The sequence below is a fragment of the Microbulbifer sp. NBRC 101763 genome, assembly GCF_040371615.1.
GTDB classification, from domain to species: Bacteria; Pseudomonadota; Gammaproteobacteria; order Pseudomonadales; family Cellvibrionaceae; genus Microbulbifer; species Microbulbifer variabilis.
This window is the reverse complement of record NZ_BAABQV010000005.1, coordinates 195,332-211,866: the sequence shown is the minus strand read 5'-3', so window position 1 is coordinate 211,866 and position 16,535 is coordinate 195,332. Positions and strand designations below refer to the sequence as shown.

Genomic DNA, 16,535 nt, shown 5'->3' with positions numbered 1-16,535 from the left:
AAGTGTTTGAAATAATAAAATCTGGCGGCTGGCTGATGTTGCCGATCCTGCTTTGTTCTGTTGCCGTAATTGCAATTTGTATTGAGCGCCTTTGGACTTTGAATCCCCAGCGTATTGCACCGCGTACTTTGCTAGGAGATGTTTGGGGGTGGCTGAAAAGCAACCAGGTAAACGCCGACAAGTTAAAAGAGTTACGTGACTCCAGTCCTTTAGGGCGCATTTTTGCTGCCGGGCTTTCCAACTCCCGTCATGGGCGGGAGGTTATGAAAGACAGTATTGAGGAAACTGCGAGCCAAGTGGTCCACGACCTGGAGCGTTTCCTGGGTGCATTGGGCACGATTGCTGCTGTTGCCCCTTTGATTGGTTTATTGGGTACCGTTATCGGTATGATCCAGGTGTTTACGGCAATAATGCTTGAAGGCACCGGAAACGCGGGTGTACTGGCCGGAGGTATCAGCCAGGCTCTGATTACCACTGCCGCCGGTTTGACTGTCGCGATTCCTGCACTGATGGCACACAGGTACTTTCAGCGCCGGGTAGATACCATCGTAGTGACTATGGAGCAGGAAGCGGTAAAACTCGTGGATGCTTTACACAGTGACCGCAAAATCGAAGATGCGGCCTGAGCGAGGTAGCAATCCATGCAGTTTCGCCGCCAAACCAAAGAGCAGGATGGGGTAAACCTAACGCCATTGATCGATGTGGTCTTTCTGCTCCTCATATTTTTTATGGTGTCTACTACTTTCACCAAAGAGAGCCATCTCAAGTTGAACCTGCCTGAGGCCGCGGGCCCTCAAGCAGCGGATCAACCGCAAGCTGTAGAAATTCTGATCAGTGCAGATGGCTCCTATTCGGTGGATGGTCAGGCACTGATCAATAAAAAACTGACCACTTTGAAATCTGCGCTGTCGGAAGTATCCGCAGGCGAGTACAATCGCCCGCTTGTGATAACCGCCGACGCCACAGCCCACCACCAGGCCGTGGTTCGTGCAATGGATGCCGCTGGACAGCTGGGCTTTGTCAACCTAAGCATTACTACACGGCAACCGGAAGAGAACTAGCGCGCAAAGCCTGCCTCGGTACTGCGATTGGTTATAGGTTTTGTGTGCGATCCCGCCCCTTAGGGGGTGGGTCCAGTCATTGGTCTGTATGAAGAAAGTAACCTTGCCCCCGAGCACACCACAGCGCGGGGCGCACACTTATCGACGCCTGCTCGCCTACGCCCGACCGCATCTGGCCATTTTTGCTGTTGCGGTACTGGGATTTTTCCTGTTCTCCATCATGGGCGTGAGCCTGATTGCTGTTACTGAGCTATTGCTCGACGCTGTTGGTGCAGGTATTCAGGAGAGCAGGGGGTTCCTATCCAAGTTTGTAGCATCCCATTATCCCGGGGGGGTTATGCCCCAGGAGACTGCTCGCTGGTTGGTACCTCTTGCGATGCTTTTGATCATTGTGTTGAGAGCAATTGGAAACTTTGTCGGCAGCTACGGCTTGGCTTATGTGGGTCGTGCGGTGATTCACGAGCTGCGAGCACAGCTGTTTGAGAAGATTGGCCAGCTGCCCAGTGCTTATTTTGATCGCTACACGGGCGCCTACCTCATCTCCAAAGTTTCCTATAACGTCGAGCAAGTAACTAACTCTATCACTAAGGCCGTAAAGGTTTTATTTCGTGAGTCTTTTACCACTATTGGTTTGCTGGCATACCTGTTGCTAGTGAACTGGAAGCTGACACTGACTTTTTTCTTGTTTGCGCCGTTTATTGCTCTGATTGTGCGTACGGTGGGCAAGCGTTTTCGCAAGTTGAGCCACAGGATACAAAACTCCATGGGTGACGTAACACATGTTACCCAAGAGGCAATTAATGGCTATCAAGTAGTACGCATGTATGGTGGTCAGGAATACGAAAATTCGCGATTCCAGTCTGCCAGCGATAACAATCGCAGGCAGTTTATGAAACTGGTGGTAGCCAACAACGCCAGTGTATCTGTGATCCAAATCCTGGTAGGGCTCTCAACTGCCACTATCGTATGGCTGGCGTTGGCCCCGGGCATGGTGGAGGCGATGACTGCCGGTGTTTTCGCAGCCTACATTGGCGCGGCGGCTTCCTTGGCAAAACCGGTGCGCAGTCTGTCGGAAGTCTTTGCTGATATCCAGAAGGGTATTGCTGCGGCGGAGAGTATTTTCGAAGTGATGGATGCGCCGAAGGAGTCGCAAGGCGGAAATGTGGATTTGCCCAAGCCAGTTCGTGGCTCGGTTTCCTTTGAGGCACTTGACTTTAGCTACGATGAATCCGCGCCCCAGGTGCTATCTGATATCAGCTTTTCAGTAGAGCCGGGTGAGACTATTGCATTGGTCGGCGCCTCCGGTTCCGGTAAAAGTACTTTGGTGAGCCTGCTGGCACGTTTCTACGAGCCAACAGGTGGCCGTATTCTGGTGGATGGTACCGATATTTCATCGGTACCTTTGCAAGATCTCCGCAGGCATATCAGTATGGTGTCGCAAAATATTGTGCTGTTTAACGACACAGTTTATCGAAATATTGCTTACGGTGAGCTTGAACATGCGCCAAAGGAAAATGTATTGCGTGCAATTGAGCAGGCGCACGCAGCAGACTTTATTGAAGAGCTGTCTCAAGGACTGGAAACTGTTCTGGGTGATAATGCGCAGATGCTTTCTGGTGGCCAACGCCAGCGGTTGTCAATTGCTCGGGCCCTGCTTAAGGATGCGCCAATTTTGATTTTGGATGAAGCAACCTCTGCATTGGATAATGAATCGGAGCGGCATATCCAGGCTGCCTTGGCAGAAGTGATGAAAAATCGCACTACGTTTGTTATTGCCCACCGCTTAACTACCATCGAGAATGCCGATCGTATTTTGGTAATGGAGAAAGGACACATCGTAGAGAGTGGTAACCACGTAGAGTTACTCGCTCGCGGGGGGCGTTACGCCACTTTGTTGCAACAGCAGACAATGGGATAGGGCACTTGGATGTCACTGGAAGACTGGTTTAACAAGCGCTGGTATCCGGAGAAAGGGAAGGGGCGTTCCCTCTCCCTGTTGACGCCACTGGAAATGCTCTACGGTGGAGTGAGTAGGCGGCGTCGGGTATTAAACTCACGTACGCCACCGGAACCTCTTTCAGTACCGGTTATTGTGGTTGGGAATATTACCGTTGGTGGTGCTGGCAAGACACCACTTGTGGCAGAGCTCGCGCGCTGGCTTAAAGAGCGGGGCCACAACCCCGGTATTATCAGTCGCGGTTATGGCGGGCGAGCTGAGCGTTACCCCTATCAGGTTACAGCGCAATCACATCCATTGGAGTCTGGCGATGAGCCTTTGATGCTGCACCTGATCACTGGAGTTCCAGTGATGGTTTCCCCACAACGCACTGAAGCCGCCCAGGCCCTGATCGACTACCACCAGTGCGATGTGATTCTCTCGGATGATGGTTTACAGCATTACAGTCTCTGGCGGAGCCTGGAAATTTGCGTAGTGGATGGCCATCGTGGCCTAGGCAACGGCCATATGTTGCCGCGGGGCCCGCTACGGGAACCCGCCACCCGCCTGCAAAGTGTGGATATTGTGGTTAGTAATGGCGAGCCAGAGCCCAAGGTAAAGCAGCAGTGTGGTGATTTGCTCGAATTCCAAATGACACTGGAGCCATCTTGTTGGCACCAGTTCAATCTAGACCAGACCTCCACCCTGCGACTGACTTCCGGACCAGAGATCGGCCCCTGTCATGGAGTTGCAGCAATAGGTAATCCCCAACGGTTTTTCCGCGAACTGCAGAAACTTGGCTACAAGGTGATGGAGCAGCCCTTTGCGGACCATCATCAGTTCAGTCCACAGGAGCTGCATTTTGATGGCGAAACCCCAGTGCTAATGACTATGAAAGACGCGGTGAAATGCCGGGATTTCTGGGAGAGCCATTGGTGGGCACTTGAGGTGCGAGCGAAATTACCAGATCTTTTCTATCAGAAGGTGCATCAGCACCTGCAACAGTTTTGCCAACATGAAAAATAGTTTCTCTTTTGACGTAATTATTCCTGCTCGATTCGGTTCAAGCCGGTTACCTGGTAAACCCCTGGCTGATATTGCCGGCAAGCCTATGATTCAGCATGTTTACGAGCGTGCCAGTGAGAGCAGTGCAGAGCGGATTTTTGTCGCTACTGATGATATGCGCGTGGCGGAGACTGTACGTTCTTTTGGTGGTGAAGTGTGTATGACATCCACGGAGCATGCGTCAGGAACTGATCGCTTACAAGAAGTGGCAGCAAACCTGGGGTTGTCCGACGATCGTATCCTGGTAAATGTACAAGGGGATGAACCCTTGATTCCGCCTCAGGTTATCGATCAGGTAGCTTCCAATCTCGCGCAAAATACCGATGCGGGCGTTGCTACTCTGGCAGAGCCAATTCTTACCCTGGAGGATTTCCATAACCCGAATATCGTTAAGGTTGTAACTGCAGAATCCGGTTTGGCCCGCTATTTTTCACGTGCTCCCATTCCCTGGCCCAGGGATGCTTTTGCTCAGGATAGCAGCGACCTACCTGCAGGCCTGGAACCACGTAGGCATATTGGAATCTATGCTTATCGAGTGGCGCAGCTACAAAGTTTTGTGACTTGGCCAATGGCCCCTCTGGAGAAATTTGAAGCTCTGGAGCAGCTGCGCTTTTTGTACCACGATGAGAATATTCATGTGGCTAATGCTTGTGCAGAGGTACCTGGCGGTGTAGATACTGAACAGGATCTTCAGCGCATGCGCTCACTGCTCGGCTAAAGCTGAACTTCAATGATAGAGAATGATATTGATCTGCAACCGCATAATACTCTGGCAATTTCTGCGCACAGTGCATTCTTTGCCAGGGTGGAAACGTTGGAGCAGTTGCGTGAGGCATTAGCATTTGCCCGCGAGCGCTCCCTGCCAATATTGCCCCTTGGTGGTGGTAGTAATATAGTTTTAACAGGTGATTATCCGGGCCTGGTCATTCAGGTCGACCTTCGTGGTTTTTCTATTAGGTCTGACAATTCGGGCCATATTCTAGAAGCGGCGGCTGGTGAAAATTGGCACCGAATAGTAATGGCTACGGTGCAAGGGGAGTTGGGGGGGCTTGAGAATCTTGCCCTTATTCCTGGCAAGATAGGTGCTGCACCAATCCAGAATATTGGTGCCTACGGAGTTGAGTTGTGTGATCGCTTCGTGAGTCTCCAGGCAATGGAGATCGCAAGCGGTGAATTGCGAAACTTTGCAGCAAAAGATTGTAGTTTCGCTTATCGTGACAGTGTTTTTAAGGGGAAACTCCGGGACAAATATATTATTACCCAAGTGAACTTGTGCCTTCCCAAGAAATGGCAAGCGCATATTGATTACCCCGCGCTAAGCCAGTATGTAGCTGGACAAAATTGGAATGTTGATAGGCTTACACCCTCACAGGTTGCTCAGGCGGTAATTGATATTCGCAACAGTAAGCTGCCGTTGCCGGATAAAATCCCAAATGCCGGCAGCTTTTTTAAGAATCCTATTGTCGATACCCATAGCTATCTGAATCTCAAGGCAGAGCACCCGGATCTCGTTGCATTTGCTGCCGGGGATTGTTGGAAGTTAGCTGCAGGCTGGTTAATAGATCGGGCTGGTTGGCGCGGTGTCAGGCGTGACGCTGTCGGGGTTCATGAGTTGCAGGCTCTGGTACTGGTAAATCCAGGTAGAGGAGCCGGTGCTGAAGTGACGCGATTGGCTGAAGATATTGCTGAAGATGTCCATGCTAAATTTGGTGTATCCCTGGAGCCGGAACCCCGTTACTACCCCTAACATCTCTTCGGTGCTTTTGCTTGCAGCTCACGGACTCTTTTTTCTTTCATAGGCTCTTCATTTGGGGGCTGCTCCTTAAGCACAGTTAATCGTGCGCAGAGTCAATCTTTTGTTGGTCGTAGTTACCCTGATCAAAAGCTCCCGGGCCAGTTGAGTTTGACTGCCAGAAAACTATCATCCCCAACAGGGCTTTATGCTGCCCTTTCCAAACTGTAACTATATAACCAAAAATAATGCAGCACGATTCATATATTTCTATTTGTACCATAAACATTTTCTTCACATATCCGTATCGAAGGACGCAAATAGTGCGGAAAGGAGAATGTTGATCGCAGAAAAATAACTTGGTACGTTTTTACGGTATAATAAATGGTTATAAAGGCAGCAAGATCCTGTGGCCAAATGTCTTTTCGGCAGCATTTGAAACGGCAGTATTGCTTTGCAGTAGCGTTTTTGTCTGGTATGTTGCGACAGGATTCTTGGGGTGGATCTACACGGGGTAGTTTCCTCGTGAGTAAAAAGAAGAACGCAGTTTGAGGGAGCGCGCGATGGGGACTAATACGCTGCGCAGCCGCTGCACTTATCCGTAGTTGGGGATAATTTGATCAAAGTCTTAGTGGTGGATGATCACGATCTTGTGCGAATGGGGATTTCGCGCATGCTGAGTGACGTCGCGGATATAGAGGTTGTTGGCGAGGCAAACTGTGGCGAAGAAGCCTTGGAGTTTGTGCGCCAGTCTGAGGTCGATGTCATCCTGATGGACGTTAAAATGCCTGGAATGGGTGGTCTTGAGGCAACGCGAAAGTTGCTCGGCCGCTGTCCAGGGGCCAAGGTGATCGCGGTTAGTGCCCTAGATGATGACCTATTCCCTGGTCGATTAATGCAGGCCGGCGCCATGGGTTATGTCACTAAGGGGGCAGACCTGGAGGAGATGGTTCGCGCTATTCGTACTGTTGTCAGTGGTGGTGTCTTTATCAGTAACTCCATGGCCACCAAAATGGCTTTGCGGAATGTCTCTGGCCAAGCGGAAAACCTGTCTCCTTTCGAGAAACTATCCAAACGTGAATTACAGACCGCTGATATGATTGTTAACGGCGCTAAAGTCGCAGAGATTGCCCAGTCGCTTTCCGTAAGCCCGAAAACCGTAAATAGCTATCGCTACCGGATATTTGAGAAGCTGAATATTAACAGCGATGTGGAGCTAACTTTGCTTGCCGTTAAGTACCAGATACTTGACCCAGAAGCGGCTCTTTAATTTCTGTGGGAACCTGATGAACCCACTGTACCGATTGCCAGATGTTTGATAGCAAGCGTTTTTTATCCTCGGTTACCCGCAAGCCTGGCGTTTACCAGATGTTTGATGCGGATAACCGGATCCTTTATGTGGGTAAAGCGAAAAACCTTCGCAACCGGCTTTCTAGTTATTATCGAAGCTCAGGCCTTACCGCAAAGACCATGGCGTTGGTGCAGCGTATTGGCAATATTGAAGTCACTGTCACCCGTAGCGAGACAGAGGCCTTAGTACTTGAGCAAAGCCTGATCAAGTCCCAGCATCCACCTTACAATGTGATGTTGAAAGACGATAAGGGCTATCCTTACATTTTTCTCTCGAGCAGCGATACTTTCCCACGTATTGCTTTGCATCGTGGAGCCAAGCGTAAGAAGGGACGCTACTTCGGCCCTTTCCCTAATGCCTCATCGGTTCGCGATAGCCTGAATTTCCTACAGAAGACATTTCGTATCCGTTCTTGTGAAGACAGCGTCTTCCGCAATCGCTCCCGGCCCTGTCTTCAATACCAAATTGAGCGCTGTACTGCGCCCTGTGTGAATTTTATCGGTGAGGATGAGTATCGACAGGATGTGAGGCATGCGGAAATGTTTCTCACCGGCAAGAGCGACAATATAATCCGCGAACTTGCCGACCAAATGGATGATGCCTCCAGAGCCTTGGAGTTTGAAAAAGCTGCGCGCCTGCGGGATCAGATCTCTGCTTTGCGCCGCCTCCAGGCCGATCAGGTGGTAGAGGGTGATAGTGGCGATGTCGATGTGCTCGGGGTGGCAAGTGAAGGGGGAAGTTGCTGTGTACACGTTCTGTTTATTCGACAGGGGCGTATCTTGGGCAGTCGCAGTTACTTCCCCAGTGAACGTCTCGGCTTGAGCCCCGTGGAGCTGCTTTCTGCTTTTGTACCCCAATTCTATATTGGCAATCCTCGTGAAATTCCTCGCGAGATATTGGTCTCGGAAGCCCTTGAAGATATGCAGCCTTTACAGCAGGCTCTCGGTGTACAGGCAGGAAGGGACGTTGCGATCGTATATCGTTTGCGAGGCAGAAGAGCTACCTGGGTAGAAATGGCACAGCAGGCGGCACAACAGAATTTAAGCAGCCGTACAGCTGCCCAGCAAAAGTTAATTGGTCGTTTTGAGTCTCTTCAGGAGGTACTTGGGTTAGAGCAGCTGCCAGAAAGACTGGAGTGTTTTGATATCAGCCATTCATCCGGTGAAGCAACGGTCGCATCTTGTGTTGTGTTCGATACCGGCGGCCCTGTTAAAACGGATTATCGTCTGTTTAACATCAAGGGAATACAGGCCGGGGATGACTATGCCGCAATGGGACAGGCCCTTAAGCGACGTTATACAAGACTGTCTGATGGGGAGGGTAAGTTTCCAAATATCCTGTTAATCGATGGGGGTAAAGGCCAGGTGAGCCAGGCTGTTGAATCCCTCAATCAGCTTGGGGTTGTTGGCGTACAAATTATAGGTGTGGCTAAGGGCACCACTCGCAAGGCTGGATTTGAAACTCTGCATGTTGTTTCTAGCAATAAAGAACTCGTGCTCTCCGCTGATTCAGCTGCATTGCACCTGATTCAACAAGTTCGAGATGAGGCCCATAGATTTGCTATTACGGGGCATAGAGCTCGGCGGGATAAAAAGAGGCGAGAGTCCCCACTCGAAGGCATTGGTGGGGTAGGGCCTGCGCGTCGGCGAGCATTGCTGCGCCACTTTGGTGGTTTGCAGGAAATTAAGAAGGCTACGGTGACAGAAATTGCCAGCGTGGAAGGAATAAGTCGCAAACTCGCACAAGATATATATTCGGCCTTACATCACGAATGATAAACAGCTGAAGTTGTCGAAAAAATTATCCGGCTTTCCTACTGAGCGTTTCATTTTGTGCGATGGCTTGTTAACGTACGCCCTCCACAAGAACAGAGAAAAGTATGACACTCGCCAATCAACTGACACTGCTTCGCGTTGCACTGATTCCGGTCCTGGTTTTGGTTTTCTATTTACCTTATAAGTGGAGCTATATCGCCTCTGCCGTGATTTTTGCTGCCGCTGCAGCCACAGATTGGTTGGATGGTTACCTGGCGAGAAAACTAAACCAAAGTACAGCCTTTGGCGCCTTCCTTGACCCGGTTGCAGATAAGTTGATGGTGGCCACTGCTCTAGTGTTACTTGTTGGGCTGCATAAGAGCGCCTGGTTTACGGTGGCGGCCGCAGTAATAATTTGTCGTGAGATCGCTGTTTCTGGGTTGCGGGAATGGATGGCAGAGTTGGGCCAGCGTAGCAGCGTTGCAGTTTCTTATGTAGGCAAGATAAAAACGACCGCACAAATGGCAGCGATCATAGTCCTTCTCGCTTTTGATGTCCGAGACTTTCCAGTGATGGAAACACTGGGCTACCTGTTGCTGTATGTTGCCGCAGCGCTCACTCTATGGACCATGGTGATGTACCTGCGCGCAGCTTGGCCGGTGTTAATGGCGGACAATCATAAGTCTCCATGACCTAAATCCCTTCATATTACCGGTCTTATTATTTATAGGTGTCCCCCTGCTTGAGGCGGGGGCTCTCCACATCTCAAAGTCTACCCTTCCTGACGTAATTACTGAGCTTGTAACGTCCAACCATTTACAAAAACTCTCTATTTGTCGTCACATATAGCGCTGCCATTGGGTCGTTCTTCTAGAGTGATGAATTGGGTTTGTAACTCAATTCATCAAAGTATTGCTGTCCCAGCCAAAATAAATATAGGAGGGTGGGTGTGTTAGTGAGGCAATCTCTGGCAGGGCTACTGGCGCTGCTGTGCTCAATGTTACCGCAGGCGCAGGTGGTGCATGATGCCGAATATTACGTGCTGAAGATGCAAAATGGTGGGCGCTGGCAAAAAGAAGATTCTGAAATAGCCAAACGCTTGCAGGCCCTGCGGGAAAAGCATGGGCAGCCACCCAATATCATTTTCCTACTTTGGGATGATACCGCCTTTGGTGCTGTTGGCTTTCCTGTACTTCAAAAGAACTTTGGTTACACAACACCCAATTTAAACAAGATGGCGGCAGAGGGTATCAACTTTACACGTATGTATACCGAACCCTCCTGTACGCCTACCCGAGCAGCTGTGCTTACCGGTCGTCATCCGGTGCGGTATGGCATGGGGGCTGTGGGAATGCCCCACGAATTTTCCGGTCTTCGCGCTGAAGAGGTAACCATTGCGGAGGTACTGTCAAAGGCCGGCTATGCCACGGGATTCTTTGGGAAGGGCCACTTGGGAGATATCGAGGAGAGCTATCTGCATAACCAGGGATTTGATGAGGCGTTATTTACTCCCATGAACCAGATAACCTCTCTCTTCAATCCCCAGGCCAATGCTGTAAATGCAGTACTTGGTATGTTTCCTGAGATATACCCTCCCGATCCTTATCGCCTAGACAATCCAGGCCTGATTCCCTCCGGTTGGGTAATGAACATTGAGGGTGAGAAAGGGCAGCAGGGTAGGGAGTGGTGCGGTACTTCCAACGAGTGTTTTAGCAAGTTTGACCCGGAGGCGGAGCGTCGCACCATGGCATTCATCCGTAAGAATGCCGAAGCCAAAAAGCCGTTTTTTGTGGCTTACTGGCCCAATTTTCTGAATTTTATGGCTGCCTTTATGCCCAAACCCTCAGTTTCTGGTCTGATGGTGGCAGACTCATTCCCCGAAGTCGATGACTTCACTGGCCAATTGATGACAGAGCTGCAAGAGCTGGGTATTGCGGAGAATACCCTTTTTGTCGCCATGGCAGACAATGGTCCCATGGTGCATAGCCCGCCGGCAGGTTGGGGCATGCTCCCAATGTTATATCGGGGGGGGAAAGGGGATTTTACTGAGGGAGGTGTGAGAGTACCGGCTTTTGCTTGGTGGCCGGGCATGATTCAGCCCGGTCAGGCAGTTGGGGACATCATTCATATCACGGACCTATACACCACATTTGCAAGGCTTGGCGGTGCGACTGAGCATATTCCCACCGATAGGGTAGTGGATGGTCTGGACCAGACAGCGCTGCTGCTAAATGGTGACACCTACAGCCGTCGGGATTATGTTTTTATCTATGCCGGTCACAATCTGGGGGCTACGGTAAAAGGGAGATATAAGCGTCACTGGATTGGTGCTGGTGAGGTCGCATCTTCAGGAATGCCGGAGGCTTACTACGACCTATATATGGACCCCCGTGAAGAGTATCCGCAATTAGTGCCCTTAATTTATACCCAGGGGCAGTTCAATCACATGGTAGCTCGGCACCGGCTCTTTAAAAAGAAGTACCCGGATGTGCCCAGTGGGAAGGGTATCCCCTACACCGGACTGGCCAATGCGCGCCCCGAAACCAAAGCCATTGGGCAGCGGGTTAGAGCGGTTATGGAAGAAATGCCATTTAGCATTCAGGAGTACCTTGAGTTTGAAATTCCTGGGGCTGATAAAGTTGGTGACTGGGGCAATTAATCACAGGGCTACTAACTTGATGTACCGGTTTCCACGGATGAAGGGGCGGGTTAAGGGTGCTGAGGAATATAAAAAAACTCCCGATTTTTATTGTTAGTTTGGTTCCTGCCTGTTATCACTCATTGGCCAATGCGAATGACTCTCCGAGGGGGAAACTCCAGCTGGAATTGGTCAATGATGCATTTTTCCAAACTGATAGGGACTATACCGGTGGTCTCTTTATCCGTTGGAGTCCTCTAGGCAAAGCCTACACTTTAAGGCTTGGCCAGGAGATCTATACCCCGGACCATCTCGGTAGATCTGCACCAATCAATGATGAACATCCATATGCTGGTTGGAGCTATTTAGGCGCAAGCTACAAATATCAGTTCTCTAATCGCTGGATTGTTGATTTCACTCTTGATGCGGGGACTATTGGTCCTAGGTCTGGTGCTCGTCTCACACAGACTTTTCTACACTGGATTGTCTCCTCGCCACCTCCACATGGGTGGGACTCCCAGATTTTTAATGAATGGGGGCTAATGCCGGAGCTTAAGCTGGATTACCGATTACCTAAAGTGAATCTTGGAGGCATGAACTATCGCTTGGTCCCTTACTTACGCTGGAAAACCGGCAACATAGTCCGAGATTATGCTGCCGGAATCACCTTATTATTGGGTAGTTCTTTACCAGCTTTCAGTGCGATATCTTTACCGCGAGTAGGGAATCAATACTGGTATTTTAAGCTGGGGATGGAACATAAAGCAGTTCAGAGAAATGTATTAATGGAGGGAAACTCCGAGATTAAGAGGGGAGTAAAAGTTTTCAGTTATGGTGTAGTCCCAGAGAAAGAAGTGATCCTCGCAAATATCGGGGCTTTTTGGGGGCGTAATACCTATGAATTTGGCTTCAATATCAGGTACAACACGAAAATTTATACTTCCCAGGTTCGTCCTGATGAAGGCTTTCTGAGCCACAATGGTGCCCCGATGGGTAACTTTGTAATGTCTTTGATTGTCACTAAGCAATTATGAGTTTTTCATTGTCAGGAGGACGATATCTACTTGCCCTCCTGAATAGCTGCGCTACAAGCTTTAATTAAGACACGGCACTGAAGTAGTAATGCTGAGTAATGAACCCTGGAGAAGACTTATTGATACTGATTCAAGCTAATCACACCACTTCTATTCACCCTGATTGAAGGGAGCAGCGATTTACTCAAGCCTATTTTTGCTTCCAGCTCATAAGGTATGGAATCTTGATTTTGATTAATAAGGTCGACAGCAGCAAAGATAGACCCAACCAGGCTGGCAGTAGCATCCACAGCAATATCATCCTGACCGTAGGGAGCAATGGGCATGAGGTTGTTGGAGGTGCCTGTCAGCACTTTATGTCCTCCTAAGCGTAAGGTGTAATAAAGTCCTGATAGTGCCAGCTCACTATTGTTTGGGTTAAAGACCCTGAGGTGTATTCGAAACTTCAGGTTGTTGCCAGTTCTTGCGGGCAGTGGTTCTACTGCGATCACTTCTACCTCGGGTTTTTGAAAGTTAGGCGAAAGTGCTGCACAACCAGTGAATAGTGCCGTAATCAGTATTAACAGAGTGAGTCGATAGTATTTTGTCACTGTTATTCCTTAGTCTTCCTATCTGCTAGTTATTACACTGGGCTGCTGAACCTTAGCGTAATTAGTTCGAGCTTTCCGGTTCATTTGCCCAGTGATTACTAATTGACCCCTAAAGTTCCTGACATACCACAACTTCTTAGGTTATAACGGCAACTTTACGCAACATTATTGACTACCGAGACTCATTATGAAGACGTGGCTTGCAAGTTTGACAGCACTGGCACTGATATTGTTCTCGAGTTGGAGGTGGTTTTTACTTCCAGAGGTCGAACGAAATTTAAACAAAATAGGTTCTGCTGGTTATTCTGAGACCTCCGAGCAGGCTAGAACATTGCATAGATCACTTATTGTTGGTGACCTGCACGCGGATAGCTTCCTCTGGGCGAGAGATTTATCAAATGACGCCAGTTATGGTCATCTTGATTTACCCAGAGCCCGGCGCGGCAATCTCGGAATACAGGTTTTTACTTCAGTCACCAAGTCTCCCAGAGGGCAAAACTATCGTGAAAATTCTGCTGATGCCGGAGACAACATAACGCTATTAGCGGTCGCTCAAGGTTGGCCACCGAGAACCTGGAATAGCCTTTTAGAGCGTGCGCTCTTCCACTCCGAAAGGGCCACTGCTCTACAGGAATCTTTCCCGGAGCAGTTTCGCATTGTACACACCGCTGAAGATCTGCGCCAAGTCCTTCAGGCCCGGGAGCGAGGAGCCAGCACTCTCGCGGCAATTCTCGGTATTGAAGGAGCCCATCCACTGGAGGGTAAATTATCTAACATAGATCGCTTATACGATGCTGGTTTTCGGGTGATGGGATTACAGCATTTTTTTGATAATGAGTTGGGTGGATCGCTTCATGGGCAAAGTGAAGGCGGTTTAACGGAGTTTGGAAGCCTGGCTGTTCAGGAGATGGATCGTCGTTCGATTATTATTGATGTAGCCCATTCTTCTGAAACCGTTGTTAGAGATGTGTTGGCACTGACAGAACGGCCTTTGATTGTTTCTCATACAGGATTGAAAGGCAGCTGTAACTCGCCACGAAATATTAGCGATGACCTTATGAAGGAGATAGCTGAGCGTGGAGGCTTAGTAGGTATCGGTTTTTGGAAAGGGGCAGTTTGCGATAACAGCCCCCATAATATTGTTAAAACAATTCGCTATGCCGTAGAGTTGTTGGGAGTGGATCATGTTGCTTTAGGATCAGATTATGACGGTAGTGTTGAGGTTTCGTTTGATGTTGGCGACCTGGATCTGTTGACTGGGGAAATGTTGAATCAAGGATTTACAGTGAGAGAAATCCGCAAGGTTATGGGAGAAAATATACAAGAGTTTTTCCTGAAGTATCTGCCCTAAAGCGTTTTAATTTGCTTCCTGAAGTGGCTATAGGGTGGGGTGTAATGGCGAAGTTGTGTGTTTATTACACGTGGAAGATGTGTGCAATGGCTTCAGGTTGTCCTTTCGGCACGTATGGTCAATTCTATTAATAACTAATGGAGATGTTATGTACAAAGGGAGCTGCCTTTGTGGAGGCGTTAAGATTTCTATCCGTGGTGGAGTGAAGGATATTATTCACTGCCATTGTTCCCTTTGTCGTAAGTCTAGCGGAACTGCCTTTGCTACCAATGGCTTCGTAGACGCAGGCGGATTAACAATTGATCAAGGGAGGCAGCTGATCGGCTCATTCGAGCTTCGCCCGGGAAAGAGTCGGCACTTTTGTAAGGTATGTGCATCGCCGATCTACAGCTCAAATTCTGAAGACCCTTCAAGGTTCCGCCTTCGCCTTGGCATTCTTGATTCAGATATTCAGGAGCGCCCAATTTCTCACAACTTTGTAACTTCAAGGGCAAACTGGGACAGTCTGGATATCTTGCCTCGCTATGAGGCCCATGAGCCGAGTAGACGTAAGGGAGGGGCAGATTAGAATACATCCATTACTTTGATATTAGGGGTCAGGCTGATTAGCGATTGTCTGTGCCCCCAAGAAGGGGGCACAACAAAGTTCTTTAACAACAACTGCGATTCGCGCAGGAGTTATCTTGATTGTTGATACTAATTTTACCAGTACCTAAGTAAGTATTTTCTGATAGATAGAAATCTACAAATTGCTGCTCAAAATCTTCAGGCACCGATTTTTCAGCGAGCCCCGTCTGCAGCATCTTGGCCTGCCAAGCCTTCATTTTCGGAAAGTCCGCCAGGAAATCATATCCCGAATGGAGCTCAATAATGGCGGCACGATGTAGTATTGGTAGCCATGCGATATCGACGTCACTTAGCCTTGCGTCTTTAAAGAAAGGCCCATTTCCAATAGTTTTTTCGACTTTCTCAAAGGCTTTGTCAAGTTTGTTGCTACGTTCCTCCAAGGTCTGCTTATCGGCGCTACGTTGAGCTGAACATTGCACCAGGTAATGCTTTGCGGCCTGGTAACTCCAGGCTCTATCAAGGGCGCGCTGTTCAGGGCTGATGTCTGGTTCCAGGCGGGGGTAGATGTCATTTAGGTATTCAACGATTGCGTCGGACTCAAATAGAGCTATGCCACTTTCCGTTATGAGTACTGGCACTTGCCCGTTCGGAGACACATCCAGGAACCACTGTGGTTTGTCCTTAAGCCGGATGTATTGGATTTTGTAGGGAATCTTTTTGGCCTCAAGAAGAGCGGTCACCCGTTGTACAAAGGGGCAAATTTTAAAGCTAATGACCTCAAGCATTTTGATCCTCATCTCTAGTGTATATATCTATAAGACGGGCCACTCTTAAAAAGGACGATAAGATTTCAACAATTTCTGTATTTATTGGACTTAGGAACGTAGTCAATCACGGCTCCGTGACTATCTAGTGTCAGGTGGCAGCAATCCTCAAATAGACTGCGCAGTTCCCTTCTACTTTTTTGTACCCGGGACTTGACAGTAGAGTAGGGGATCCCATGTTCCTCAGAATAAGTCTTTTGCGACTGGCCATTTAGCTCGATTGCTATCAGCAGTTCTGCCGATTGAGGTGGCAGCCCTTTAATGAAGGGTTCTATACATGCCGATAAACTTTGTTGTGTATTGGTGTCTTCCTCTATCGTAAAAGAATCGTCTAGGGTCACCTCTTTTACTCTTCCTTTCTTACGATAGAAGTCAATCATCGCGTGATTGGCGACCTGAAATAACCAGGACTTGATACTCTTTTGGTCTCTGATCGTATGGATATTCTTGTGGGTTCTGATCAGAATCTCCTGAAGAATATCATCCACCATATCGGGTGATGAGATCCTGGAATGGAGGAAAGCTTTGAGGGCTGCGCTGTATTTCTTCCAGATAGAATCAATGGTCATATTTCATTACTGCTTTTCAGTCTCTCCGCAGAGGGTCATAAGCTTCACGGAGCAATAAAAATT

The 16,535-nt window shown here is 49.0% G+C and carries 16 protein-coding genes; 13 read left to right on the top strand and 3 right to left on the bottom strand.

Annotation, left to right across the window (positions count from 1 at the left end; all coding sequences use genetic code 11):
- Positions 1 to 2: 2 nt before the first annotated feature.
- From ABWV76_RS13795 to ABWV76_RS13745, 11 genes are all read left to right on the top strand, one after another.
- On the top strand, positions 3 to 626 hold the full coding sequence (locus ABWV76_RS13795; RefSeq protein ID WP_020412948.1) for a MotA/TolQ/ExbB proton channel family protein: 624 nt from the start codon (positions 3 to 5) through the stop codon (positions 624 to 626).
- Between the two features lie 15 nt (positions 627 to 641).
- Positions 642 to 1,061, top strand: coding sequence for an ExbD/TolR family protein (locus tag ABWV76_RS13790; protein ID WP_020412947.1), 420 nt, complete (start codon positions 642 to 644; stop codon positions 1,059 to 1,061).
- Positions 1,062 to 1,149: 88 nt separating this feature from the next.
- On the top strand, positions 1,150 to 2,979 hold the full coding sequence (gene msbA, locus ABWV76_RS13785) for a lipid A export permease/ATP-binding protein MsbA (protein WP_020412946.1): 1,830 nt from the start codon (positions 1,150 to 1,152) through the stop codon (positions 2,977 to 2,979).
- A gap of 9 nt (positions 2,980 to 2,988) precedes the next feature.
- A complete protein-coding gene (gene lpxK / locus ABWV76_RS13780) occupies positions 2,989 to 4,023 on the top strand; it encodes a tetraacyldisaccharide 4'-kinase (protein ID WP_282953383.1) in 1,035 nt (344 codons plus the stop codon).
- The gene (gene kdsB / locus ABWV76_RS13775) at positions 4,013 to 4,780 is read left to right on the top strand and encodes a 3-deoxy-manno-octulosonate cytidylyltransferase (protein ID WP_353376263.1); all 768 of its coding nucleotides are present in this window, start codon (positions 4,013 to 4,015) and stop codon (positions 4,778 to 4,780) included. Before lpxK ends, kdsB begins: the two co-directional genes overlap by 11 nt.
- 12 nt (positions 4,781 to 4,792) lie before the next feature.
- Positions 4,793 to 5,809 (top strand): UDP-N-acetylmuramate dehydrogenase, encoded by a 1,017-nt coding sequence (gene murB, locus ABWV76_RS13770; protein WP_353376262.1) that lies wholly within the window; start codon positions 4,793 to 4,795, stop codon positions 5,807 to 5,809.
- Between the two features lie 601 nt (positions 5,810 to 6,410).
- Complete coding sequence (locus tag ABWV76_RS13765) at positions 6,411 to 7,064, top strand: response regulator (protein ID WP_026305042.1); 654 nt, start codon at positions 6,411 to 6,413, stop codon at positions 7,062 to 7,064.
- Positions 7,065 to 7,105: 41 nt separating this feature from the next.
- Positions 7,106 to 8,920 (top strand): excinuclease ABC subunit UvrC, encoded by a 1,815-nt coding sequence (gene uvrC / locus ABWV76_RS13760; RefSeq protein ID WP_353376261.1) that lies wholly within the window; start codon positions 7,106 to 7,108, stop codon positions 8,918 to 8,920.
- A gap of 104 nt (positions 8,921 to 9,024) precedes the next feature.
- The gene (gene pgsA / locus ABWV76_RS13755; RefSeq protein WP_020412939.1) at positions 9,025 to 9,591 is read left to right on the top strand and encodes a CDP-diacylglycerol--glycerol-3-phosphate 3-phosphatidyltransferase; all 567 of its coding nucleotides are present in this window, start codon (positions 9,025 to 9,027) and stop codon (positions 9,589 to 9,591) included.
- 257 nt (positions 9,592 to 9,848) lie between these two features.
- A complete protein-coding gene (locus tag ABWV76_RS13750; RefSeq protein ID WP_353376260.1) occupies positions 9,849 to 11,558 on the top strand; it encodes a sulfatase-like hydrolase/transferase in 1,710 nt (569 codons plus the stop codon).
- Between the two features lie 56 nt (positions 11,559 to 11,614).
- Positions 11,615 to 12,571 (top strand): lipid A-modifier LpxR family protein, encoded by a 957-nt coding sequence (locus ABWV76_RS13745; protein ID WP_353376259.1) that lies wholly within the window; start codon positions 11,615 to 11,617, stop codon positions 12,569 to 12,571.
- A gap of 116 nt (positions 12,572 to 12,687) precedes the next feature.
- Here ABWV76_RS13745 and ABWV76_RS13740 read toward each other — a convergent pair whose 3' ends face one another.
- On the bottom strand, positions 12,688 to 13,161 hold the full coding sequence (locus ABWV76_RS13740) for an LEA/WHy family protein (protein ID WP_353376258.1): 474 nt from the start codon (positions 13,159 to 13,161) through the stop codon (positions 12,688 to 12,690).
- 187 nt (positions 13,162 to 13,348) lie between these two features.
- Here ABWV76_RS13740 and ABWV76_RS13735 point away from each other — a divergent pair, with 187 nt between their 5' ends.
- On the top strand, positions 13,349 to 14,512 hold the full coding sequence (locus tag ABWV76_RS13735) for a dipeptidase (protein WP_502914806.1): 1,164 nt from the start codon (positions 13,349 to 13,351) through the stop codon (positions 14,510 to 14,512).
- A gap of 148 nt (positions 14,513 to 14,660) precedes the next feature.
- Entirely contained in the window at positions 14,661 to 15,080 is a 420-nt protein-coding gene (locus ABWV76_RS13730) for a GFA family protein (RefSeq protein WP_353376256.1), read from the top strand.
- Positions 15,081 to 15,162: 82 nt separating this feature from the next.
- Here the strand turns inward: ABWV76_RS13730 and ABWV76_RS13725 are convergent, their stop codons facing one another.
- Both ABWV76_RS13725 and sigZ read right to left on the bottom strand, forming a co-directional pair.
- A complete protein-coding gene (locus ABWV76_RS13725) occupies positions 15,163 to 15,864 on the bottom strand; it encodes a glutathione S-transferase family protein (protein WP_353376255.1) in 702 nt (233 codons plus the stop codon).
- A 65-nt stretch (positions 15,865 to 15,929) separates the two neighbouring features.
- Positions 15,930 to 16,472: an RNA polymerase sigma factor SigZ gene (gene sigZ, locus ABWV76_RS13720; RefSeq protein WP_353376254.1), complete on the bottom strand. Its 543-nt coding sequence runs from the start codon at positions 16,470 to 16,472 to the stop codon at positions 15,930 to 15,932.
- Positions 16,473 to 16,535 lie beyond the last annotated feature (63 nt).

What these genes read in the sequence shown, in the direction of transcription:
- ABWV76_RS13790 (WP_020412947.1), top strand. Translation starts at nt 642, where the DNA reads ATGCAGTTTCGCCGCCAAACCAAAGAGCAGGATGGGGTAAACCTAACG.
- msbA (WP_020412946.1), top strand. Translation starts at nt 1,150, where the DNA reads ATGAAGAAAGTAACCTTGCCCCCGAGCACACCACAGCGCGGGGCGCAC.
- lpxK (WP_282953383.1), top strand. Translation starts at nt 2,989, where the DNA reads ATGTCACTGGAAGACTGGTTTAACAAGCGCTGGTATCCGGAGAAAGGG.
- kdsB (WP_353376263.1), top strand. Translation starts at nt 4,013, where the DNA reads ATGAAAAATAGTTTCTCTTTTGACGTAATTATTCCTGCTCGATTCGGT.
- murB (WP_353376262.1), top strand. Translation starts at nt 4,793, where the DNA reads ATGATAGAGAATGATATTGATCTGCAACCGCATAATACTCTGGCAATT.
- uvrC (WP_353376261.1), top strand. Translation starts at nt 7,106, where the DNA reads ATGTTTGATAGCAAGCGTTTTTTATCCTCGGTTACCCGCAAGCCTGGC.
- pgsA (WP_020412939.1), top strand. Translation starts at nt 9,025, where the DNA reads ATGACACTCGCCAATCAACTGACACTGCTTCGCGTTGCACTGATTCCG.
- ABWV76_RS13735 (WP_502914806.1), top strand. Translation starts at nt 13,349, where the DNA reads ATGAAGACGTGGCTTGCAAGTTTGACAGCACTGGCACTGATATTGTTC.
- ABWV76_RS13730 (WP_353376256.1), top strand. Translation starts at nt 14,661, where the DNA reads ATGTACAAAGGGAGCTGCCTTTGTGGAGGCGTTAAGATTTCTATCCGT.
- ABWV76_RS13725 (WP_353376255.1), bottom strand. Translation starts at nt 15,864, where the DNA reads ATGCTTGAGGTCATTAGCTTTAAAATTTGCCCCTTTGTACAACGGGTG.
- sigZ (WP_353376254.1), bottom strand. Translation starts at nt 16,472, where the DNA reads ATGACCATTGATTCTATCTGGAAGAAATACAGCGCAGCCCTCAAAGCT.